General features: G+C 36.5%; 20 protein-coding genes and 1 tRNA gene. All 21 read left to right on the top strand.

Annotation, left to right across the window (positions count from 1 at the left end):
* Window positions 1-4: 4 nt before the first annotated feature.
* Window positions 5-1063: a hypothetical protein gene (locus tag DEU40_RS01630; protein ID WP_110008228.1), complete on the top strand. Its 1059-nt coding sequence runs from the start codon at window positions 5-7 to the stop codon at window positions 1061-1063.
* Window positions 1064-1134: 71 nt separating this feature from the next.
* A complete protein-coding gene (locus tag DEU40_RS01625; protein ID WP_110008227.1) occupies window positions 1135-1815 on the top strand; it encodes a response regulator transcription factor in 681 nt (226 codons plus the stop codon).
* Window positions 1816-3180: an ATP-binding protein gene (locus tag DEU40_RS01620; RefSeq protein WP_110008226.1), complete on the top strand. Its 1365-nt coding sequence runs from the start codon at window positions 1816-1818 to the stop codon at window positions 3178-3180.
* 213 nt (window positions 3181-3393) lie between these two features.
* Window positions 3394-4635 (top strand): TolC family protein, encoded by a 1242-nt coding sequence (locus DEU40_RS01615; protein WP_110008225.1) that lies wholly within the window; start codon window positions 3394-3396, stop codon window positions 4633-4635.
* Window positions 4636-4639: 4 nt separating this feature from the next.
* Entirely contained in the window at window positions 4640-5725 is a 1086-nt protein-coding gene (locus DEU40_RS01610; RefSeq protein WP_110008224.1) for an efflux RND transporter periplasmic adaptor subunit, read from the top strand.
* 69 nt (window positions 5726-5794) lie between these two features.
* Window positions 5795-8893: an efflux RND transporter permease subunit gene (locus DEU40_RS01605; RefSeq protein WP_110008223.1), complete on the top strand. Its 3099-nt coding sequence runs from the start codon at window positions 5795-5797 to the stop codon at window positions 8891-8893.
* A 160-nt stretch (window positions 8894-9053) separates the two neighbouring features.
* Window positions 9054-9620, top strand: a complete 567-nt coding sequence (locus DEU40_RS01600) for a hypothetical protein (protein ID WP_146207822.1) — start codon at window positions 9054-9056, stop codon at window positions 9618-9620.
* Window positions 9621-9622: 2 nt separating this feature from the next.
* The gene (locus DEU40_RS01595; RefSeq protein WP_110008221.1) at window positions 9623-10729 is read left to right on the top strand and encodes a hypothetical protein; all 1107 of its coding nucleotides are present in this window, start codon (window positions 9623-9625) and stop codon (window positions 10727-10729) included.
* Between the two features lie 260 nt (window positions 10730-10989).
* Window positions 10990-12177 carry an elongation factor Tu gene (gene tuf / locus DEU40_RS01585; RefSeq protein WP_110008219.1) on the top strand — a complete coding sequence of 396 codons (1188 nt, stop codon included), beginning with the start codon at window positions 10990-10992 and terminating at the stop codon, window positions 12175-12177.
* Between the two features lie 64 nt (window positions 12178-12241).
* Window positions 12242-12312 (top strand) — tRNA-Trp (locus tag DEU40_RS01580).
* A gap of 12 nt (window positions 12313-12324) precedes the next feature.
* Window positions 12325-12531, top strand: coding sequence for a preprotein translocase subunit SecE (gene secE / locus DEU40_RS01575; RefSeq protein ID WP_002976410.1), 207 nt, complete (start codon window positions 12325-12327; stop codon window positions 12529-12531).
* A gap of 19 nt (window positions 12532-12550) precedes the next feature.
* Complete coding sequence (gene nusG, locus DEU40_RS01570) at window positions 12551-13093, top strand: transcription termination/antitermination protein NusG (protein ID WP_002976412.1); 543 nt, start codon at window positions 12551-12553, stop codon at window positions 13091-13093.
* A gap of 515 nt (window positions 13094-13608) precedes the next feature.
* Window positions 13609-14229 carry a hypothetical protein gene (locus DEU40_RS01565; RefSeq protein ID WP_110008218.1) on the top strand — a complete coding sequence of 207 codons (621 nt, stop codon included), beginning with the start codon at window positions 13609-13611 and terminating at the stop codon, window positions 14227-14229.
* An 11-nt stretch (window positions 14230-14240) separates the two neighbouring features.
* The gene (locus tag DEU40_RS01560) at window positions 14241-14888 is read left to right on the top strand and encodes a hypothetical protein (protein ID WP_110008217.1); all 648 of its coding nucleotides are present in this window, start codon (window positions 14241-14243) and stop codon (window positions 14886-14888) included.
* 7 nt (window positions 14889-14895) lie between these two features.
* Window positions 14896-15564: a hypothetical protein gene (locus tag DEU40_RS01555; protein WP_110008216.1), complete on the top strand. Its 669-nt coding sequence runs from the start codon at window positions 14896-14898 to the stop codon at window positions 15562-15564.
* A 266-nt stretch (window positions 15565-15830) separates the two neighbouring features.
* Window positions 15831-16274 (top strand): 50S ribosomal protein L11, encoded by a 444-nt coding sequence (gene rplK / locus DEU40_RS01550; protein ID WP_047435399.1) that lies wholly within the window; start codon window positions 15831-15833, stop codon window positions 16272-16274.
* An 11-nt stretch (window positions 16275-16285) separates the two neighbouring features.
* Entirely contained in the window at window positions 16286-16978 is a 693-nt protein-coding gene (gene rplA / locus DEU40_RS01545) for a 50S ribosomal protein L1 (protein ID WP_002976422.1), read from the top strand.
* A 17-nt stretch (window positions 16979-16995) separates the two neighbouring features.
* Complete coding sequence (rplJ, locus tag DEU40_RS01540) at window positions 16996-17583, top strand: 50S ribosomal protein L10 (protein WP_110008215.1); 588 nt, start codon at window positions 16996-16998, stop codon at window positions 17581-17583.
* 46 nt (window positions 17584-17629) lie between these two features.
* Window positions 17630-17998 (top strand): 50S ribosomal protein L7/L12, encoded by a 369-nt coding sequence (gene rplL / locus DEU40_RS01535; RefSeq protein ID WP_062675820.1) that lies wholly within the window; start codon window positions 17630-17632, stop codon window positions 17996-17998.
* Window positions 17999-18267: 269 nt separating this feature from the next.
* Window positions 18268-18723, top strand: a complete 456-nt coding sequence (locus DEU40_RS01530) for a hypothetical protein (protein WP_110008214.1) — start codon at window positions 18268-18270, stop codon at window positions 18721-18723.
* Window positions 18724-19299: 576 nt separating this feature from the next.
* Window positions 19300-23121 (top strand): DNA-directed RNA polymerase subunit beta, encoded by a 3822-nt coding sequence (rpoB, locus tag DEU40_RS01525; protein ID WP_110008213.1) that lies wholly within the window; start codon window positions 19300-19302, stop codon window positions 23119-23121.
* Window positions 23122-23210: the final 89 nt, after the last annotated feature.

Genomic DNA, 23210 nt, shown 5'->3' with positions numbered 1-23210 from the left:
TCTTATGCTTTTAAAGCATATAAATAAAAATTTACATTTTTTCGATAAATATAACAATGGATGGAGCTATGCAGATTGGCTTATTAATTATCAGGACGGTGGATTTAAAAGAAGAGGATTAGGGGGAACTTTGTTTATTTGGCTTCATGACATTACAAATATTCCTTTATACAGGATAGTTTACTTTATTCAGTTTTCTATATATATCATATTTTCCATTTATTTTATACTACTTCTTTATAAAAAGAAGCTATCACCTTTATATTTAACTTTAATTTTTACACCTCTTACTTTTTTATTTTACTATTATGATATAAATATTATAGGTAGAAAAGAAATTATTTTTATTACGGTGTATAGTGCTTTTATTTATTATATAAGCAGTAATACTTATCGGAAAAAAACAGAAGTCTTAATTATTGGGTTTATATTTTTGTTTTCATTCTTCCATGAAATAATCATTTTTTATATACCTTATTTTATATTCTCATTGTTTTATTTTGATGTTAAACATAAGCTGAAACGAAGTTTAATATATTTAACAGTCTGTATTATACCAATGTTTCTTTTCTCTTTTATAGGGTCAAAAATTAATAATGGAAAATCTTTGCAGATATTGGAACAAAGAGGTGTACTCTTATCAGGTGATAATATTTTTACATGGGATGAGAATTTCGATATCGTAGCTCAGATTATATCGAAGATTTCGGACTATGGCTTATACGGAATCAGTTTTGTTATAATTTTTGCGGTATTTGCTTATTATATAAGTATTAAAACACCAAGCAGTAAAAAGATTTTATTAGGATTCACATTATGTTGTATCATCACAATCCCATTATTTATTATTGCCCTAGATTGGGGAAGATGGCTTCATATACACTTTATGATGTTGTTATTATTTTTAACATCTATTTTGCCTATCCGAAAACTGGAAGAGAGTAAAATAACGCTAAACAAAGAATTTTTTATAAGCCTTATGATTGTACTGATCTTATCAATTTTTCAGGTAAGACACTGTCAGTTTGGTTTTTTATTCAATTTAATTAATAACCAACCCTGAAACTTGTATTTTTATTTATACTTTTTAAACTCCTGAAAATTTTCGTTAAATTCGTGTAAAATAAATTTTTGATGAATATTCTTTTACTGGAAGATGATCTCATTCTGTCTGCAGAGTTGTGCAGATTTTTAGAATCAAATAATTTTAATTGTGATAAAATCTATGACGGGGAAACTTTTCTCCGCCAGATAAAAAACAGTAGTTATGATCTGTATTTACTTGATATTAATGTTCCTAAGATAAATGGACTTGATGTCTGCCAGACGATCCGCTCTTTTGACAAAAATACACCCATCATTATCATCTCTGCTTATGGGGATATCTCTGATAAAAAAGATGCTTTCACAAGACTGGCCGATGATTATCTGGTAAAACCTTTTCAGTTTGAAGAACTTCTTTTAAGAATCAATTCGCTGTTGAGAAGAAAGGCACCTTCTGATAATGCAGATCAGGATATTCTAAGAGTTGACGATCTTATTATCAATAAAACAGAACAGAAGGTCTATCGTGGAGGAAATGAAATAACACTTACATTAAAAGAATTCCAGCTGTTGGTTTATCTTGCGGAAGCGCAGGGAAGAACGGTTTCCAAACAACAGATTACAGAACATGTATGGGAACATAATTTTAATACGAATACCAATACCGTAGAAGTTTATATCAATTTTCTGAGGAAAAAGATTGATAAAGATTTTAAAATAAAACTGATCCACACCCGTTCAGGTTTCGGATACTACCTAAGTCCATTATAAATGTCTTTAAAAAGAAAGATAGCCCTAACGATCAGTATCGCCTTCTCACTACTTTTTGGGATGGTGATGGCGGTCATTTATTTATCTTTTAATGATTTCAGAAGAGATGAATTTAAAGAAAGATTCAGGCAGAGGCTTGAATTTACTTCCCATTTCATTTCAAAATCCAAAGACTTTGAAGAAGAAGCACCAGTTTTTTTCAATGAAAATTCAGATAATATCCTTTTGAATGAAAAGATTTTAATTTTCAACGAAAAAAAAGAACTCATCTACAGCACGATTAAAGACAGGAATGTCATTTGGGACAGTGCCATGCTTAAAGAGCTGGACAAAAAGAAGATTATCTATACGGAAAAAACCGTCCCGGAAATTTACGCCGCGCTCAGGAATATCAATGGTGAAAATTATTATATCCTTACAAGTGCATTTGATACCAATGGAAAATCCAAATTGGGATATCTTAAATATCTTTTGATTACAGCGTATGTGATGAGTACTATGCTTATTGGTTTCTTCAGCTATTATTTTGTGGAAAAGTTCCTCCGTCCTTTGGAAGATCTGAACAAAGAAATTTCTGAAGTTACTGCCCATAAACTCACCACACAGATCCCGGTAGAACAGTCAAATGATGAAGTAAGCGTTCTGGCAAAATCTTTTAATACAATGATTGGAAGGCTGGATGATGTATTTCAGTCCCAAAAAGATTTTACTGCCAGTGCTTCGCATGAGATCAGAACCCCAATAACAAGAATGGCCTTTCAACTGGAAAACCTGATTAAGTTTGAAGAACATTCTCCGGAGACATTATCATCTTTAAAGCAAATCCAGAGAGATGTATATCAACTGTCCGATCTGACCAACTCGCTTTTGCTGCTGACAAAATTTGATAAAGAAAATATCCAGAGTATTTATGAGGAAGTAAGAATTGATGAAGTTATTTTTGAAGCTTTTGAAGCTGTAGAGAAAAGTTATCCACAGCTGAAACTGGATTTTCTGATCAATGAAAATAGTTTTGAAAATGCATTCTTAACCATCAAGGGAATTCAGTCATTATTAGTGATTGTCTTTATCAACCTGTTTAAAAATGCTGCTGTGTATTCGGACAATACGGAGGTGAAGGTCCTGATTACTGAAACCAATGATAATCTTTCCATCGAAGTTATTTCTCATGGTAATACTATTTCTGAAGATGAGCAGGCTAAACTGTTTGAAGCTTTCACGAGAGGAAATAATGCACAGAATATAGCGGGGTCAGGATTAGGTCTTAGAATTGTCAAAAGGATTCTGGAATATCATGATGCAGATATTGTATATTCTTCACCAGCAGATTTCATCAATAAGTTTACCCTAAGTTTTAAAAAATAAATGAAAAACAACTGATATAAAACAGTTGTTTTTTGTTAAACCTGCGATTGGTTTTTTTAACAAAAATTCAATAATTAGAGAAAAATTCACTTGTTTTATCCGGTGATTTATTGGATAAACGGCCTGCTCAAGCCTATTTTAATATTTTTTTAAGCGTCATTTAAGTTTCTTTTAATCGCATCAAAGCAATTTTGTGATTTAAAAATAAAAATAATGAACAGAATTGCAGTGCTGTGCCTCGCCGTTTCCTCATTCATGGCGGCACAACAGCAGATGTCTCTTTTGGAATGCGAAGAAGCGTTTCAGAAGAACAACCTCCAGCTGCTCGCCGAACAGTACAATATCAATATGGCTGATGCGGATATTCTGCAGGCTAAAATCTGGGAATTACCTCAATTAAGCGGACAGTTCAATGCTTACAATCCGCAGGACAAAAAGTTTTTTGATGTAGGACATTCTAAGGGAGCAGGTATTACTCAATTAATTTATATGGGTGGCAAAAAGAAAAATGAAATTGCTTTTGCCAGGTCCAATAAAGAACTGGCCCAGCTTCAGTTTTCCCAATTGCTGGTAGATTTACGATATCAGCTTCGTTCTGCTTATTTCAATCTTTATTATGAAAAACTAAAACTGGAAAACACCAACAGGCAGCTGGGATATATGAATGATCTCTTAGATGCTTACCGTGTACAGTCTTCCAAAGGAAATGTTTCTCTTAAAGATGCTGTCAGATTACAGAGCATAGTTATACAACTCAATCATGATAAGCTGGAGATCAACAAAAATATTCTTGATTTTGAACAGAATCTGAAAGTTCTGACAGGAGTTTCAGAAGAAATAGAGCCAACGATGTCCGAAACCGAAGCTAAAGAAGCTTTGGCAGCACAGCCTTTCGGTAATGAAGAAGAGTTGAAAGGTAAAGCCTTGGAAAATAATGCAGATTACCGGTATAATCTAAAGCTTATTGATAACAGTAAGCTGTATGCACAATGGCAGAAATCACTGAATGTCCCTGATGTTACAGTAGGAGCTGCATGGGATCAGGCGGGAGGAACTTTTAATAACGAAGCGAATCTAACCTTGGGAATTCCTTTGCCGCTATGGAAAGCCAACCAGGGGAATGTGATAAAAGCAAATTATGCGATTCAACAAAACCAGAAAAATGCAGACTTTCAAAAGCTGACTCTGGAAACTAAAGTCCAGTCTGCCTACAAAACCTGGAAAGCACAATATGATCAGCTGCAGGATGTGAAAACGACGGATCTTCAGAATATGGAGCTTGTTTATAACGGAATGCTGAACAATTTCAGAAAGGGAAATGTTAACCTGATTGAATTCACAGACTTTATGGACAGCTACAGGGAAACAGCCCTTCAGATCTACGATATGAAAAATGAGATCATGCAGTCTGCAGAACAGCTTAATCAACTAGTACAAACGAAAATCTTCTATTAAAATCATGAAAACATATATTATTCCCGTATTGATGGTTATTTCATTAATAGCCTGTTCAAAAAAAGAGGAAGAGAAAAATATTCACACCAAAAAAGGATTTGAACTCAGCAATACAATGCTGAACTCTATTTCCCTGGCAAAGGTTGAAAAAAGAAATATAGAAGACGAATACAGTTTTTACGGAAAAATCTCCGCAGACAAAAACAGTTACATAGATGTTTACCCATTAGTTGGAGGAAACGTGATGAGCGTCAATGTAGAATTGGGCGACTATGTAAAAAAAGGACAGGTTTTAGCTACCATCAGAAGTACTGAACTTGCAGAAATTCAGAAGGATGTTAGTGATGCAAAAACAGATCTGGTAGTGGCAAAAAATAACCTTCGTGTCGCGAAAGAACTCTATGAAGGAAAACTGAATACCGAAAGAGATGTACTGGAAGCTAAAAGCCAGTTGCAAAAAGCCGAAGATCAGTTACAGAGAGCTGCAGCAGTAAGTACGGTTTATAATGTAAAAACCGGGAATATATACAGTGTGGTAGCACCTATCAGCGGTTATATTGTTCAGAAAAGTATCAATAAAGATATGCAGCTGAGAAGTGACAGAAGTGATAATATTTTTGATGTGGCCAACACCATCAATGTATGGGCGATTATGAATGTCAATGAATCTGATATTGATAAAATCAGTCTTGGAATGAAAGCTCAGGTATCTACTCTATCTTATCCGGACAAAGTTTTTGATGGAAAAATTGATAAAATTTTCAAGATTATTGATCCGCAGACCAATGCCATGCAGGTAAGAGTCGTATTGGACAATGCCAACGGACTTTTGATCCCAGAGAGTAAAGCCACGATAAAAGTTACCAGCCTGGAAAGCAACTCTACACTTACCGTTCCTTCCAAAGCAGTGATTTTTGATGATAATAAAAGCTTCGTAGTGATTTTTAAATCCAGGACAGATGTGAAGATCAGGGAAATCAAAGTATTAAAGCAGGTTGGTGATGTCACCTATATTGCAGACGGTCTGAAAGAAGGAGAAGAAGTAATTACCAACAACCAGCTGCTGATCTACCGTTCATTGAACAGCTAGTCTTATTAAACCATTAAGAATACTGACATTTTTCTTTAACAGCTTTTTTAGGTCATCAATGTATCTATCATGAATAAATTCATAAAAAATATAATTGCTTTTTCATTAAAAAATAAAGCATTTACCTTTATCTGGGTAGCGATTTTAGCCATCTCCGGCTTTATAAGTTTCAAAAACATGCCTATTGAAGCTTTTCCGGATGTAACCAATACTCAGATTGTCATCATCACCCAATGGAATGGGCGTAGTGCAGAAGAAGTAGAGCGTTTTGTCACGACTCCCATTGAATTGGCGATGAGCCCGGTTCAAAAGAAAACAAGTGTGAGAAGTACCACCATGTTTGGGCTTTCTATTGTTAAAATTCTGTTTGACGACGGGGTGGACGATACTTTTGCCAGAAATCAGGTCAATAACCAGTTAAGAACCATTAGCCTTCCTGATGAGGTAGATCCCGAAGTACAGCCACCCTACGGGCCAACCGGTGAAATTTTCAGATATACGCTCGAAAGTAAAACCAAAGATTCCCGGGCGCTGCTTACCCTGCAGAATTGGGTAATAGACCGTGCTTTAAGAGGAGTTCCCGGCGTTGCGGATATCAATGTTTTCGGAGGACAGGATAAAGTTTTTGAACTGAGTATCGATCCGAGGGCATTGGATAAATACAACCTTACGCCGCTTCAGGTATATGATGCTGTCACCAAAAGTAACCTGAACGTAGGAGGAGATGTCATTGAAAAAAATGGTCAGGCTTATGTGGTAAGAGGTATAGGTTTGGTAAAATCTGTTGCAGATATTGGAAATATTACCATTCAGAATGACAGTGGAAACCCTGTTTTGGTAAAAAATGTTGCAGAAGTTCATGAAAGTTCCATGCCCAGAGTAGGGCAGGCCGCTCTTAATCATCATGATGATACGGTAGAAGGAATCGTTGTTATGAGAAAAGGGGAGAACCCGAGAGAAGTTTTAGTTGGTGTGAAGGCTAAAATTAAAGAGCTTAATGAGAAAGTACTTCCGAAAGATGTTAAAATGGTGACTTTCTACGATCGTGACAATCTGATGGATTTTACCACTCATACCGTAATGCATAACCTTATTGAAGGTATTGTACTGGTAACGGTTATTGTTTTGATCTTTATGGCAGACTGGAGAACCACGCTGATTGTTTCCATCATTATCCCATTATCCTTATTGTTTGCCTTTTTATGTTTAAAACTGGCAGGGATGAGTGCGAACCTGCTTTCTTTGGGAGCAGTAGACTTCGGGATTATCATAGACGGAGCCGTCGTCATGGTGGAAGGCCTTTTCGTAATGCTGGATCATAAAGCGCATAAGTACGGGACAGAGAAGTTTAATAAACTCGCCAAGGGAGGATGGATTAAGCAAACCGGAACAGGACTGGGAAAAGCCATCTTCTTTTCAAAATTAATCATCATTACTTCCTTGATTCCCATTTTCTCATTCCAGAAAGTAGAAGGAAAAATGTTTTCTCCGTTGGCATTTACATTAGGGTTTGCATTAATGGGAGCATTGATATTTACATTAACTCTTGTTCCTGTTCTTTCGCATATCCTTTTGAATAAAAATGTAAGAGAAAAAAATAATCCGTTTGTGAACTTCTGGGACAGAATCGTTTTGAAAGGCTTTAATTTAACGTTCAGGCATAAGAAGATGAGTATGATTGTAGCGATTTCCTTTCTGGCTGTTACTTTGTTTTCGGGTAAATTCCTTGGAACAGAATTCCTGCCCCAGTTGAATGAAGGTTCATTGTGGATCACAGCCGAAATGCCGATGAGCTCCTCATTAAAAGAATCTTTGAAAACAGCTGATCTTTTAAAGAAGGACATTATGAGCTTTTCCGAAGTGACAGATGTGCTCGCCCAGACGGGAAGAAGTAATGATGGAACCGACCCCAACGGATTCGGATTTGTACAGTTTGCAGTAAACCTTAAGCCAAGAGAAGAATGGAAGCGTAAGATTACTTATGACGAACTGATCAATGAAATAGGCAAAAAACTCAGAAGTTATCAGGGAATTACTTTCAACTACTCCCAGCCGATTTCCGATAACGTAGCAGAAGCAGTGGCTGGTTTTAAAGCTGAAAACGGAATCAAAATCTATGGTGATAACCTGGAAACCCTTGACAAATTAGCCCACGAAGTTTTGCTTAAAATTAAAGACGTACAAGGCGTGAAGGATCCGGGAATTATTAAAAATATCGGCCAGCCGGAAGTAAGCGTGGTTTTGGACAGAGATAAAATGGCCGCTTATGGAGTGATGCCCGCAGATGCTCAGGCTGTGCTGGAAATGGCATTTGGTGGAAAAACTGCCTCTGAAATGTTTGATGGGGAAAGAAAGTTCCCGATCCGTCTTCGGTATTCTCAGGAATACAGAACCAATGAAAATGACATTGCTGCTTTGATGGTTCCTACACAGGATGGAGCAAAGATTCCTTTAAAAGAAATAAGCACCATTGTTAAAGATAACGGAGCCGCATTTATTTACAGAGACAATATCAAGCGATACATCGGGGTTAAATTCTCCATCCGTGACCGGGATTTGGGAAGTACGATTGCGGATGCTCAGAAAAAAGTAGAAACGATTGAACTTCCGGACGGTTATTCAATAGGATGGACAGGTCAGTTTGAAAACCAGCAGCGTGCCTCACACAGACTGGCGCAGGTAGTACCGGTGAGTATTCTGATGATTTTCTTCCTGCTGTTTATTCTGTTCGGCAATATGAAAGATTCTCTTCTGGTATTAGCGAACGTACCTTTTGCTTTGATTGGAGGAATCATCGCTTTACATGTTACCGGAATCAATTTTGGAATCTCTGCCGGAGTAGGAATGATTGCTCTCCTGGGAATTTGTATCCAGAACGGGGTAATCCTTATTACAGAATTCCACCAGAATGTTAAAGACGGAATGGATATCGATACCGCTATATTAAATGGAGTAAAATCCAGGACAAGACCTGTCATTATGACAGCATTGATGGCTTCCATCGGGCTTATGCCGGCTGCCTTGTCTACAGGAATCGGATCGGAGTCTCAGAAACCTCTCGCAATTGTCATTATCGGAGGACTGATTACAGCTACAGTGCTTACCCTGCTTATTTTCCCGATTATTTTCTGGATCTTCAACAGAACAAGAAAACTGCAATCAATTTAATTTTGTTATAATATTTCGCCTTTGGAAATTCCTAAGGCGATTTTTTTATTTCTTGTCGTCTGATTTCAAATAAAATAATTAAATTGGGCAATTAGAAAAATAAACAAGTGATATCTTATAATTAATCCCTCATCTTTATACACAAATGTTAAAACACAAAATGAAACGCTACAAAAAAAGAGTTCTTTTTTTGTTTGGCTTTTTAATCGTCTTGCTTCCTCTGCAACTGGTTTTTAAGATTAATATTGAAGAAACCTATCCTTCATTTAACTTTCCGGGATTTGCATCCTATCCCATAAAAGATGGAAAATATATTAATTTTACCAAAACCACTTCCCATGTCTTTTTTAAAGACGGATCAGACAGTATTTTGGTCAATAATGATTATCTGGGAGAAAGTATACCGAGAACCATACAGATTACCCTTATTCAGAATTTGCTTTTTCCAAGGAAATATCCGGTTCTGGACAGCCGTGTGAATTCCCTTCCTCCTTATAAAAAGAGGCTTTACCTGTTGAAAAAATCTATCCTTAACCGGAACATTAAAAAAGTGGATATGGAAGAAAGTAAAAAATTCATTGTAAACAGACTGGAGAAAAGATTTCCCGGTAAAAAAGTCGCCGCTATACAGGTGATCAATGAAACTAAAGATTTTGATATAACCACAAGAAAAATGACCCAGAAATCAGTGTATGATACTGTACTGAGTTATCGTTTTTTAAACTAATAATGATGAATAAACTAAAAGAACTTCCCTTTGTTTCTTACCGTCCCAGCTATGAGTTCCTGGCATTTTACAGGATATTCTTTTCCATGTTTCTGTTATGGTCGGGAGTAGCAGATAACAGCTGGATCCATTCTATTCCTAACAGTGCTATGCATCCGCCTATCAGCATCCTGTCTTTCACTGATATTGTCCCTTCTGAAGCATTTTTTGTACTTTGCAGATATATGATCTACGCATGTTTATTGTTGATACTGATAGGATATAAACCTAGAATATTTGCAATATTGTATATGATCCTGTATGTACTGACGAATAATTATGCCTATTCGTTTGGAAAAGTGAATCACGATTTTATTTATACACTTCCGATCATGATAATGGCATTCTCTCCCTGGAACAAAACCTTTAGCTTCTTTCCTGAGCCCGTAAAAGAAACGGATGAGCTGGCAAAATCGTGGCCTCTGTTTATGATAAGTTTGATTTTCAGCTTCGGAATGTTTACTGCCGGGTTTTCTAAAATTCTGGGAGGCTGGCTAAGCACTGACACTCAGTATACTCAGATATTTTTTACGCAATATAGGTTTATTATAGGGTGGAACGATCTGCTTTCGGATTTTTATGAAGGAATTAATTCTAAAATATTCTGGGAAGCCCTGGATTATTTTACTGTTATTTTTGAAATGGTTTTTATTGTAGCGTTCATGTCCCCGAAATTTTTCAGGTATATGTTGCTGGTAACTATTTTCTTTCACCTTAATGTATTATTGATGCTGAATATATCTTTTATGAATTCCATAGGACTTTACAGTCTTTTTATTCCGGCATGGCTTCTGCCGTCAGGTTTCAGAAACCGGATAAAGAATGGGATGCTCAGAATATTTAATCCGGAATATAGGAAAGCAGCTATTGCAGTAGTGATCCTTTACCTTTTAGTACTGAAAATTTTTAATATTAATACAATGGGGTCTGTGATAAACGGTTTCTTCTCCCTTATTGCATTCTGCAAACTTTCCACACCTCTTATTGTGCTGGGAAGTGCGTTTTTATTTTCATTGTATCTATTGATTCGGTCATTAAGGAAGACTGATCGGAATAATATTCTGAAATAAATACAGCTAAGAGTGAATGCTGCTTTCTGAAACTTATTTTTTATATTGGGTTTCAGGCTTTTTCATAAAAGGTTTCAGAAAGATTTTTTCAATCCGGAAAAATGTGTAAATTTGCAGTCTCAATACGTTGAAATATAAGGTTTGTCCTTCACTGGATGATAATATTGAAAGTTTTTTTAATAAAAAGTTTTTGGTATTTAAAAATTCATTATATTTGCACACCGAAAATTTGAAAAACAATAAATAAATAATTTTAAATCATGGCAAAGGAAACGTTTAATCGTAACAAACCACACTTGAACATTGGTACTATTGGTCACGTTGACCATGGTAAAACTACACTTACTGCAGCTATCAGTAGTGTATTAGCTAACAAGGGTCTTGCTGAGAAGAAAGATTTCTCTTCTATTGACTCTGCTCCAGAAGAAAAAGAAAGAGGTATCACTATTAATACAGCTCACATCGAGTACGAAACTGAAAACAGACACTATGCACACGTTGACTGTCCAGGTCACGCCGACTATGTTAAGAACATGGTAACTGGTGCTGCTCAGATGGATGGAGCTATCTTAGTATGTGCTGCAACTGATGGACCAATGCCTCAAACTAGAGAGCACATCCTACTTTGCCGTCAGGTAAACGTACCAAGAATCGTTGTTTTCATGAACAAAGTTGACATGGTGGATGATGCTGAGCTTTTAGAGCTTGTTGAACTTGAACTTAGAGATTTATTATCTACTTACGAATATGACGGAGATAACTCTCCAGTAATCCAGGGATCTGCTCTTGGAGCTCTTAACGGAGACGAGAAGTGGGTTAAGACTGTTGAAGAATTAATGGATGCAGTTGATACTTGGATCGAGCAGCCTGTTAGAGATCAGGATAAAGCATTCTTAATGCCAATCGAAGACGTATTCTCTATTACAGGTAGAGGTACTGTTGCAACTGGTAGAATCGAGGCTGGTGTTATCAACACTGGTGATCCAGTTGATATCGTAGGTATGGGTGATGAAAAATTAACTTCTACTATTACAGGGGTTGAGATGTTCAGAAAAATCCTAGACAGAGGTGAAGCTGGTGATAACGTAGGTCTATTGTTGAGAGGTATTGAAAAAACTGACATCAAGAGAGGTATGGTTATCGCTAAGAAAGATTCAGTTAAGCCACACAAAAAATTCAAAGCTGAGGTTTATATCCTTTCTAAAGAAGAAGGTGGACGTCACACTCCATTCCACAACAAATACCGTCCTCAGTTCTACGTAAGAACTACTGACGTTACAGGTGAGATCTTCTTACCAGAAGGTGTAGAAATGGTAATGCCTGGTGATAACTTAACAATCACTGTTGAATTACTTCAGCCAATCGCTCTTAACGAGGGTCTTAGATTCGCGATCAGAGAAGGTGGTAGAACAGTAGGTGCAGGTCAGGTAACTGAAATCATCGACTAATCCACATCTAAAACAATATAAAAAGCTTCCGTAAGGAACACTCTTTACGGAGCTTTTTTTAACTACGGGCATCGTCCAATGGTAGGATACCGGTCTCCAAAACCGTTGATCAGGGTTCGAATCCTTGTGCCCGTGCAAATATAAATTATGAGTTCATTTGTCGATTTTTTAAAAGGTTCTTATAACGAATTCAGACATAAAGTTGAATGGCCAAAATGGGCTGACCTTCAGTCTTCTACAATTGTAGTGACTATTGCGACAGTTATTCTGGCTTTATTTACCTTTGGAGTTGATGAATTGTTTTCAAAAGCAATCAGCAACATAATAGGAATGCTAATCAACTTGTTCAATTAATAATTAAGTATTTTCCATAATGAGCGAATTGAAATGGTATGTGCTGAAAGCAATCAGCGGACAGGAAAATAAAGTGAAAAACTATATTGAGACAGAAATCAAACGTTTAGGGTTTGAGCAGTACGTTACTCAAGTGGTTATTCCTATGGAAAAGGTAATCCAGATTAGAAACGGTAAAAAAGTTCCTAAAGAGAGACCTTACTATCCTGGCTACCTGATGATTGAAGCTGACCTGATGGGAGAGATTCCTCACGTTATTAAAAATATCCCGGGAGTTATTTCTTTCTTAAGTTTAACAAAAGGAGGTGATCCTGTTCCAATGAGAAAATCAGAGGTAAACAGAATGCTTGGAAGAATGGATGAACTTTCAGAATTTGCAAGCGATGTTGAAATTCCTTATGTAGTAGGTGAAAACGTTAAAGTAATCGACGGACCTTTCAACGGATTCAATGGTACAGTTGAGAAGATTCTTGAAGACAAAAAGAAAATTGAAGTTTCTGTATTGATCTTCGGTAGAAAAACTCCGATGGAGCTGAGCTACATGCAAGTAGAAAAAGTATAATACATTACTTATAAAATATAAAAAGACTGCTTTTAAAGTGGTCTTTTTTCGTTGATACCATTTCAATTTATTGTAACAATAGCCTCTGGCGATGCTTCTCAGTTATTTTTCGATAAATAATTGTGCATCTGTATTAATTCATAATGAAATATTGAAATTGAATCTTTATATTTTTTTTCACTCTAGCTAGAGTTTTTTTAAGTTTGTTAAAATTATTATGTTGATTTTCAAATTTCATAAGTCTGTTGGCTACTTCTATAAAGAAGTTTACTTTAATTAAATTATCCCCGTTACGTGATAATTTTTGTTTTTTATGGATCAAGTTCCTTTTAGTTCCTTAATTCACTTTCATATGGCATGCTTCTTGCAACCAAGCTGTTAGCTAATCCACAAAATTTTATTCTTTTTATTTCATACACTGGTTACAGAGGTATGGACATTCTTTGTTGTTTTTAAATAAGAATAGAATTCAGATAAGCCACCCAAGAGCATAAGCTTTATAAACACATAACTCAATGACAAAAATTATTTCGATGATCACTCTGGTGGGCACCTATGTGTTGATGAGTGCGCAGGTTGGCATCAATACTGCGACACCAGAAAAAGAACTTACCGTAAACGGTACAATGAAAACATCAGGAATTGTTTTTAAACAACCCCTGGAAAAACTGAAAGCGGATGAGAATTACACTTTTATTATCAAATCTCCTGCGCCGGAAAACAAAATTACAGCGTATAATGATTCTTTTGTACCTAATTCGCCGGCTCCCATTAATCTTATTCAGTTTAAAATCACCTGTGATCCTACAGACAAAGATTGGGTAAACCAGTTTGACACAAAGATCAACTCCAGCAAGTTTTTGGTAGTAATTTCTTCTTTTGGATTTACACAGCCTACAAGAACTTACTCTGCAGACTGGCTTACTCCGATACCTCAGATCTTTGCTTATTCTGCAGGAGGGACATGGAAACTTAAGGCAGATTACCAGGGATTTGCTCCTGATAATTCTTTGCCTACAGGAGTCTGGACACTCAACTTACTGGTGTTTGACAGGTCGTACGCCAAAGATTTTAATTCAACACAAAACCTTAATGGATTAACTACTGGTGCGGCGACAGCTCCATTAATTCAATAAAAACATAAATTATGAAAAAAATTATTGCGATACTCTTTACGGGTTTTGCTGCTTTAAGCATAAATGCACAAGTAGGAATAAATACTAAAACACCTAAAGGAACTCTTGATGTTGAAGGGGAAACTTTAGTAGAATCTTATTTAATAGATACTGAAAATACAAAGGCAAGCGGAAACTATCTTCTTCTTACCCGGTCAAAAGATACTTCACCGGTAGGTAAGGTGAAGCTGCTGGATATATCGCTCCGTAATGTAGCCCCTGTAAATATGTATAATGTTGTATTGAAAAATGTAAGACAGGATGAAGTTGTGAATCTCAATACAGGATTAGATGCAAGTAAATATGTGGTGGCTATTACAGGTGCTGTTTTTACAGGAGCGGTTTCAGCAGCGAACACAAGTACCAACCCTAAATCGTATGGTTCTTACTCAACTGAAATTACACAGGTGACCAGCGGTGGTAAACAGTACCATGCTATTAATTTAGCTTTTAAAGGAGCAGGAACTGTTTCTTCCATCAATGGAACCTGGACACTTACCTTAAATGTCTTTGAAAAATCCTTAGTGAAAGACTGGGGAACTTTTAACGGTTCTGTTTCAGCATCCGTTTCACCGGGATATTCAGGAGTATCAACCAATACGCCACTGGGCCTTCAATAAAAAAACTATGGAAAGAAAAATTTATATCACAATAATCCTATGTCTTGGGATGTTTTTAAACGCCCAGAAAGGAAAAGTAGGGATCAACACTGCTAATCCCGCAGAAACACTTGATGTTAATGGAAAAACATATACGAATTCCTTATATTTAAGAAATCCGGGAGAACCTACGATGACAGGAGGAAGCTTTTTAGCCACTTCGCAGAATGCCTTACAATTGTATGATCCGGCTTTGGAAAGCAGCGGGCTGTTCAATTATCTTAAACTTACCCTTACCGGTGTACCTGGAACAGGCATTACAGATTATGATACTAAAATTGATGCCAACAACTTTTTGGTTATCCTCCACAATTATTCCTTCAAGCTGAACGATGGAAATACGAGTGTAATGCTTGATTATGGCGACAACGGTGTGAATGATAACAAACAGGGATCACCGGATGTAGTGGCTTTCAAAAGTAACGGAACATGGCATGTCAGAGCTAGATTTACAGATAGCAGAATGATTGCCACCAACACAACTACACCATCAAGAACCTATAATAACTTTACGGTTGATCTTTATCTGATGGCTTACAAAAGATTAATTGAAAAGCAAAATATAAACGATATCAATGATGATCTTGGAGGAAACGACGGTTCTACAAAAACAATTAATAAACCTTCAGGTTTTTAATCAGCCTTCCTTTTAAAATATTTTAAAACGGTTATTTGCATAAAATAACCGTTTTCGTTTTTACTGACTGTATTTTCAATTCTTTGACAGGGAAACATGATTTATTTTTCTAAAACTTTTAAAAATCAGCAATTTCCGTTTGCTATTTCAAAAATATTTTATACTTTTGCAGTCCAAAAAGTAGGTTTATTGTTATGTGAGTGCATAACCTACTGAATAATAAATGCTTCCAAACTCATTAATTATTCAAATTTAAAAAACAAACAATGGCTAAGAAAGTCTTTAAAATGGTAAAGCTTCAGGTGAAAGGTGGCGCAGCTAACCCTTCTCCACCAGTAGGTCCAGCATTGGGTTCTGCAGGTGTGAACATCATGGAGTTTTGTAAGCAATTTAACGGAAGAACCCAAGATAAGCCAGGGCAAGTTTTACCTGTAGTAATTACAGTATACGAAGACAAATCTTTTGAATTCGTTATTAAAACTCCACCTGCAGCAATCCAGCTAATGGATGCAGCTAAGATCAAGGGAGGTTCTGGTGAACCAAACAGAAACAAAGTAGGTTCTGTAACTTGGGAACAGGTAAAGAAAATCGCTGAAGATAAAATGGCGGATCTTAACTGTTTTACAATGGACTCTGCTCTTTCTATGGTTGCAGGTACTGCCAGATCTATGGGATTAAGAGTAACAGGAACTAAACCAACTAACGCTTAAAACTTAAAGAAATGGCAAAATTAACTAAAAAGCAAAAGGAAGCTTTAAGCAAAGTAGAAAAAGGAAGAATCTATAACCTTGAAGAAGGTTCAGCTCTTGTAAAAGAAGTGAACACTACAAAGTTTGATGCTTCTGTAGATATCGCTGTAAGATTAGGAGTAGACCCTAGAAAAGCAAACCAAATGGTAAGAGGTGTTGTATCTCTTCCTCACGGTACTGGTAAAGATGTTAAAGTATTAGCTCTTGTAACTCCAGATAAAGAAGCAGAAGCTAAAGCTGCTGGTGCTGACTATGTAGGTCTTGACGAATATTTACAAAAAATCAAAGAAGGTTGGACAGATGTTGACGTTATCGTTACGATGCCAGCTGTAATGGGTAAATTAGGTCCATTAGGTAGAGTATTAGGTCCAAGAGGTTTAATGCCAAACCCTAAATCAGGAACTGTAACAATGGAAATTGGTAAAGCAGTAACTGAAGTAAAAGCAGGTAAAATTGATTTCAAAGTAGACAAGTATGGTATTATCCATGCTGGTATTGGTAAAGTATCTTTCGATGCTGCCAAGATCAAAGAAAATGCTCAGGAATTAATCCAGACATTGATCAAAATGAAACCAACTGCTGCTAAAGGAACTTATGTGAAGAGTATTTATTTATCTTCTACAATGAGCCCAGGTATTGCAATTGATACTAAATCTGTTAACTAATAATAATCCTTAAGACAATGACAAAAGACCAAAAAGTTGTAGCAATACAAGAGATCAAAGATTTGCTTCAGGATGCAAAAGTAGTATACGTAGCAGATTTAGAAGGTTTGAACGCTGGTAAATCTTCAGATTTCAGAAGACAGGCTTTCAAACAAAATATCAAAGTGAAAGTTGTAAAAAATACACTTTTACAAAAAGCAATGGAGCAAATTGAAGGAGTTGATTACTCTGAAATGTTCCCATCTTTCAAAGGGAACTCAGCGTTAATGATTGCTGAAACAGCAAACGCTCCTGCGAAATTGATCCAAGGATTCAGAAAGAAAGAAGAAAAGCCAGCTTTAAAGTCTGCTTTTGTTCAAGAAACTTTCTACGTTGGTGACAACAACCTGGACATGTTGGCTAACATCAAGTCTAGAGAAGAAATGATCGGTGAAATCATCGGATTACTTCAGTCTCCAATCCAGAGAGTTGTTTCTGCTCTTCAAAACAAACCTGAAACTGTAGAAGCTAAAGCTGAAGAAGCTGCTCCTGCGGTAGAAGAAACTCCTGCTGAAGCTCCTGAAGCTGCTGCAGAAAGCACTGACGAAACGCCAGCTGCTGAATAATTACACTCAAAAAATTAAATAAATAATCAACAAAAACATTACAACAATGTCAGATTTAAAAAATTTAGCTGAAACGCTAGTAAACCTAACTGTAAAAGACGTAAACGAATTAGCTGCTATCCTTAAGGATGAGTACGGAATTGAGCCAGCTGCTGCTGCTGTAGTTGTTGCTGCAGGTGGTGCAGGTGATGCTGCTGAAGAAAAGACTGAATTCGATGTAATTCTTAAGTCTGCAGGTGCTTCTAAATTAGCTATCGTTAAATTAGTAAAAGATTTAACTGGTGCTGGTCTTAAAGAAGCTAAAGATATCGTAGACGGAGCTCCTGCTGCAATTAAGCAAGGTGTTTCTAAAGACGAAGCTGAAGCTCTTAAGAAGCAATTAGAAGAAGCTGGTGCTGAAGTAGAATTGAAATAATTTCAATTGTATTATAAATAAAGAAGCCCGGGCATTTGCCCGGGCTTTTTTGTATGTAAGCTTTTGTAAATGTGTCTTTTAATTTTTAATAGTAATATAATATTGTTATTACTAATACTGATATAGTTTTTTATGATTGCATATTTTGTGGTAACATATGATTTTTTTTATGTTTATTATTGTGTTTAATTATTTTATGTGAATTTTTGTTAGTTAATTATTGTTTTAATTGAAAAAATATTATATTTGTATTGAAAAAAACACAATAATTGGATAGAAATAACCTTCTTTTCTTTGGTCATAAGATTACGCTTCTAAAGATTTTGACGGCTATAGGAAAACTAAACACGAAGATAATATCTCTAATAAGGGCAAAGCCTGGGTTCTCATATGGTACAGCTATTACCAATCATTTATGGGGTTGCTTTGCTGATGTTTCCGTTTATTATTGGACAGGTTTGTATAACGGTTCTGCCGGTCAAAAAGAAAGCTATTGGTTATGTAATAAAGGTTTCCGGGATAATTTTCCTTTTTTTAAAACAGCAATTCTGAAATGTCCTTCCTCAGAAGTAGTAAATCGACTGCCTAATAGAATGGATGGCATTATTCATAATCCTGTAACATCTTATAAGTATAAGCGCCTTTGTGGTGTTATTTATAAATTAGATGAGAATAGAATTGTCCTTTCAAAAAATACATTTATAAAAAAACATCAAATAGCATAGAAATGAAAAATAAATTATTAACCATCGTTCTACTAATGATCTGTAAGTTTCCGGGAAATCGCCCAGGTAGGTATTTGTATTTATACAGTCACGGGAACCCCAAAAATAAAATCTTATAAGGTTATTGTGAGATAATCGTAGGATTAGCTTGTGTTGTGGAGGGGGTGCTCATATTTGGGCAGCCTCTCTCGTTTTTAAGAGTTTCAAAATGAGATGATTTATTTGTTTTTGTGGATAACTTTTTGTATCTTTGCCCTTCTTTTGGCGCGAAAAATTGTATGTAAATTTATAAAATACTGAAAATCAACTCTTTCACTATGTAAAAGTGGAGGGGATTTCGTGTATATAAATACTGCGGTAATACAGCCTCAAAAGTAATAAAAATATTTTGCATTACGCTGTGAAAAGATATACCAGTGTTGCAGTTAGAAAGAACCAGGTAGGAAGTTTAAAAGAATCTAAGGTCCTTTGTGAGCGCCAAAAACACTTTTACCTTTTACTTTTATCTTGTTTCTTGTTCTTTTCTGATATTTTTTAATGAATCAAAATATTTTTTAACCCTTTCTTAAAAGTTTTATGAGTAAAACAAAATCAACAACTCAAGGAAATCCGAGAATTAATTTCTCATCAGCGAAAGGAAAAATCATCACTCCGGACTTTTTGGATATCCAAATTGAATCTTTCAGAGAATTTTTCCAGCTTGATACACTTCCTGAAGCCAGAAAGACAGAAGCTCTTTACAAGACTTTCCAAGAGAATTTCCCAATTACGGATTCAAGAAACCAATTCGTATTAGAATTCTTAGACTATCTGGTAGATTCTCCACGTTATTCAATCGATGAGTGTGTGGAAAGAGGACTTACTTATTCAGTTCCTCTAAAAGCTAGACTTAAACTGTATTGTACTGACCCGGAACATGAAGATTTCCAGACTGTGGTTCAGGACGTATACTTAGGTCCGGTTCCTTATATGACGCCAAGTGGTTCTTTTATCATCAATGGTGCTGAAAGAGTTATCGTTACGCAGCTTCACCGTTCACCTGGTGTATTCTTCGGACAAACTTACCACGCAAACGGAACCAAACTTTACTATTCAAGAATTATCCCTTTCAAAGGATCTTGGATGGAATTTACAACTGATATCAACAGCGTAATGTACGCGTATATCGACCGTAAGAAAAAATTACCATTAACAACTTTATTAAGAGCAATCGGTTACGAATCTGACAAGGATATCCTTCAGATCTTTGACCTTGCTGAAGAAGTGAAAGTTTCTAAAGCTGCCCTTAAAAAAGTAGAAGGAAGAACATTGGCTGCGAGAGTATTGAACACCTGGTTCGAAGATTTCGTAGACGAAGATACAGGTGAGGTAGTTTCTATTGAAAGAAACGAAATCATCCTGGATAGAGAAACGATTCTTGAAAAAGAACATTTGGATCTTATTCTTGATGCTGGTGTGAAGTCAATCCTGATTCACAAAGAAAACAGCAACGAATTCTCTATCATCCAGAATACATTACAAAAAGACCCTACTAACTCTGAAAAAGAAGCGGTAGAGTATATTTATCGTCAGTTAAGAAACGCAGATCCGCCAGATGAGGAAACAGCAAGAGGAATCATTGAAAAATTATTCTTCTCTGAGCAGAGATATTCATTAGGTGAAGTTGGACGTTACAGATTGAACAAAAAGCTAGGTCTTAACATTCCAACGACAACTGAGGTTCTTACAAAAGAAGATATCATTGCTATTGTAAGACACTTAATCGAGCTTGTCAACTCTAAAGCAGAGGTTGATGATATTGACCACTTATCCAACAGAAGAATTAAAACTGTTGGTGAGCAGTTGGCTGGACAGTTCGGGGTAGGTCTTTCAAGAATTGCAAGAACAATCAAGGAAAGAATGAACGTTAGAGATAACGAAATCTTTACTCCGCTTGACCTTGTAAATGCAAAGACATTGACATCAGTAATCAACTCGTTCTTTGGTACCAACCAGCTTTCTCAGTTTATGGACCAAACCAACCCTCTATCAGAGATCACTTACAAGAGAAGATTATCTGCACTGGGGCCTGGTGGTTTATCAAGAGAAAGAGCAGGTTTCGAGGTTCGAGACGTTCACCACACTCACTACGGAAGAATTTGTCCGATTGAAACTCCGGAAGGACCAAACATCGGTTTGATTTCATCTTTAGGTATTTATGCTAAAATCAACAGACTAGGTTTCATCGAAACTCCATATAGAAAAGTAGAAGGCGGTAAGATTGAGCTTAACGCAGATCCTATCTACTTAAATGCGGAAGATGAAGAATCTAAAGTAATTGCTCAGGCAAACGTTGAATTGAGCGACAACGGTGAATTTGAAACAGACAGAATCATTGCAAGATTGGATGGTGACTATCCGGTAGTAGAACCTAGCCAGGTAGATCTTATCGATGTAGCACCAAACCAGATTTCCGGTATTTCTGCTTCATTAATTCCATTCCTGGAACATGATGATGCGAACCGTGCATTGATGGGATCCAACATGATGCGTCAGGCCGTTCCTCTATTGAAGCCACAGGCTCCAATCGTTGGTACAGGGCTTGAGCAGCAGGTTGCAAGAGATTCAAGAATTTTAATTAACGCTGAAGGTACGGGTACAGTACAGTACGTAGATGCTGACAGAATCGTTATTAAATACGAAAGAAGCGAAGACGAAGATTTAGTACAATTCGAGTCTGCTACTAAAACATACAACCTTACTAAGTTCAGAAAAACGAACCAGAGTACAACCATTACCCTAAGACCAAACGTAAGAGTAGGTGATGTAGTGGAAAAAGGACAGGTACTTTGCGACGGGTATGCTACTGAAAAAGGAGAATTGGCTCTTGGTAGAAACTTAGTGGTAGCGTTCATGCCTTGGAAAGGGTACAACTTCGAGGATGCAATCGTAATCAACGAAAAAGTTGTACGTGAGGACTGGTTTACTTCAATCCACGTAGATGAATATTCTCTTGAAGTTCGTGATACTAAATTAGGTATGGAAGAGCTTACAGCAGATATTCCAAACGTATCTGAAGAAGCTACGAAAGATCTTGACGAGAACGGTATGATCAGAATCGGTGCTGAAGTGAAGCCTGGAGATATCATGATTGGTAAAATTACTCCAAAAGGTGAATCTGACCCGACTCCTGAAGAAAAACTTCTTAGAGCAATCTTCGGTGATAAAGCTGGTGATGTGAAGGATGCTTCACTGAAAGCAGACTCATCATTAAGAGGTGTTGTTATCAACAAGAAATTGTTCTCAAGAAACATCAAAGACAAAAAGAAAAGAACTGAAGAAAAACTTAAACTTGAAGAAATTGAAAACACTTACAAGGCTAAGTTTGACGAGTTGAGAAATACGTTAATTGAAAAATTAAATACACTGGTAAGCGGTAAAACTTCTCAGGGGGTACAAAACGACCTTGACGAAGAAATCATCGGTAAAGGTGTGAAATTCACTCACAAGTTATTAACTTCAGTTGAAGATTATGTAAACGTTAGCGGTTCAGACTGGACAGTAGACGCTGACAAGAATGAATTGATCAAACAATTGATTCACAATTACAAAATCAAATATAACGACATTCAAGGAGTTAAAAACCGTGAGAAATTTGCTATTTCAATCGGAGATGAACTTCCTGCAGGTATCATGAAGCTGGCTAAAGTTTACATCGCTAAGAAACGTAAACTGAATGTAGGAGATAAAATGGCAGGACGTCACGGTAACAAAGGTATCGTTTCAAGAATCGTTCGTGAAGAAGATATGCCATTCCTGGAAGACGGAACACCTGTAGATATCGTATTGAATCCACTTGGGGTACCTTCCCGTATGAACATCGGTCAGATTTATGAAACAGTTCTTGGATGGGCTGGTCAGAAGCTGGGTATGAAGTTCGCTACACCAATCTTCGATGGAGCAACTCTTGATCAGATTACTGAATATACAGACAAAGCAGGTCTTCCTAAATTCGGTCACACTTACCTTTATGATGGTGGTACCGGAGAAAGATTTACTCAGGCTGCGACTGTAGGGGTTATTTACATGCTGAAATTAGGACACATGGTTGATGACAAAATGCACGCACGTTCTATCGGTCCTTACTCATTGATTACTCAGCAGCCGTTAGGAGGTAAAGCTCAGTTCGGAGGTCAGAGATTCGGAGAGATGGAGGTTTGGGCACTTGAAGCATTCGGTGCATCTAACATCCTGAGAGAGATCCTTACTGTGAAGTCGGATGACGTGATTGGTAGAGCAAAAACTTATGAAGCAATTGCAAAAGGTGAATCTATGCCTGAACCAGGTATTCCGGAATCATTCAATGTATTACTTCACGAGTTACAAGGTCTTGGATTAGACGTAAGACTTGAGGAATAAATTCCATTTGAAATTAATTTATTTGAAATTTGAAATTCTGTACGCAGATTTCAAACAAAAATTAAAATAAAATTTTTAGAGATTCATTA

Origin of the sequence: Chryseobacterium sp. AG844, assembly GCF_003182335.1 — a bacterium.
GTDB classification, from domain to species: domain Bacteria; phylum Bacteroidota; class Bacteroidia; order Flavobacteriales; family Weeksellaceae; genus Chryseobacterium; species Chryseobacterium cupriresistens.
Note: the sequence above shows the minus strand (reverse complement) of the source record. Positions and strands in the feature narration are given on the sequence as shown.

Bases quoted from the DNA above. Each gene is read 5' to 3' on its own strand.
- DEU40_RS01630 (WP_110008228.1), top strand. From the start codon at position 5: ATGCTTTTAAAGCATATAAATAAAAATTTACATTTTTTCGATAAATAT.
- DEU40_RS01625 (WP_110008227.1), top strand. From the start codon at position 1,135: ATGAATATTCTTTTACTGGAAGATGATCTCATTCTGTCTGCAGAGTTG.
- DEU40_RS01620 (WP_110008226.1), top strand. From the start codon at position 1,816: ATGTCTTTAAAAAGAAAGATAGCCCTAACGATCAGTATCGCCTTCTCA.
- DEU40_RS01615 (WP_110008225.1), top strand. From the start codon at position 3,394: ATGAACAGAATTGCAGTGCTGTGCCTCGCCGTTTCCTCATTCATGGCG.
- DEU40_RS01610 (WP_110008224.1), top strand. From the start codon at position 4,640: ATGAAAACATATATTATTCCCGTATTGATGGTTATTTCATTAATAGCC.
- DEU40_RS01605 (WP_110008223.1), top strand. From the start codon at position 5,795: ATGAATAAATTCATAAAAAATATAATTGCTTTTTCATTAAAAAATAAA.
- DEU40_RS01600 (WP_146207822.1), top strand. From the start codon at position 9,054: ATGAAACGCTACAAAAAAAGAGTTCTTTTTTTGTTTGGCTTTTTAATC.
- DEU40_RS01595 (WP_110008221.1), top strand. From the start codon at position 9,623: ATGATGAATAAACTAAAAGAACTTCCCTTTGTTTCTTACCGTCCCAGC.
- tuf (WP_110008219.1), top strand. From the start codon at position 10,990: ATGGCAAAGGAAACGTTTAATCGTAACAAACCACACTTGAACATTGGT.
- secE (WP_002976410.1), top strand. From the start codon at position 12,325: ATGAGTTCATTTGTCGATTTTTTAAAAGGTTCTTATAACGAATTCAGA.
- nusG (WP_002976412.1), top strand. From the start codon at position 12,551: ATGAGCGAATTGAAATGGTATGTGCTGAAAGCAATCAGCGGACAGGAA.
- DEU40_RS01565 (WP_110008218.1), top strand. From the start codon at position 13,609: ATGACAAAAATTATTTCGATGATCACTCTGGTGGGCACCTATGTGTTG.
- DEU40_RS01560 (WP_110008217.1), top strand. From the start codon at position 14,241: ATGAAAAAAATTATTGCGATACTCTTTACGGGTTTTGCTGCTTTAAGC.
- DEU40_RS01555 (WP_110008216.1), top strand. From the start codon at position 14,896: ATGGAAAGAAAAATTTATATCACAATAATCCTATGTCTTGGGATGTTT.
- rplK (WP_047435399.1), top strand. From the start codon at position 15,831: ATGGCTAAGAAAGTCTTTAAAATGGTAAAGCTTCAGGTGAAAGGTGGC.
- rplA (WP_002976422.1), top strand. From the start codon at position 16,286: ATGGCAAAATTAACTAAAAAGCAAAAGGAAGCTTTAAGCAAAGTAGAA.
- rplJ (WP_110008215.1), top strand. From the start codon at position 16,996: ATGACAAAAGACCAAAAAGTTGTAGCAATACAAGAGATCAAAGATTTG.
- rplL (WP_062675820.1), top strand. From the start codon at position 17,630: ATGTCAGATTTAAAAAATTTAGCTGAAACGCTAGTAAACCTAACTGTA.
- rpoB (WP_110008213.1), top strand. From the start codon at position 19,300: ATGAGTAAAACAAAATCAACAACTCAAGGAAATCCGAGAATTAATTTC.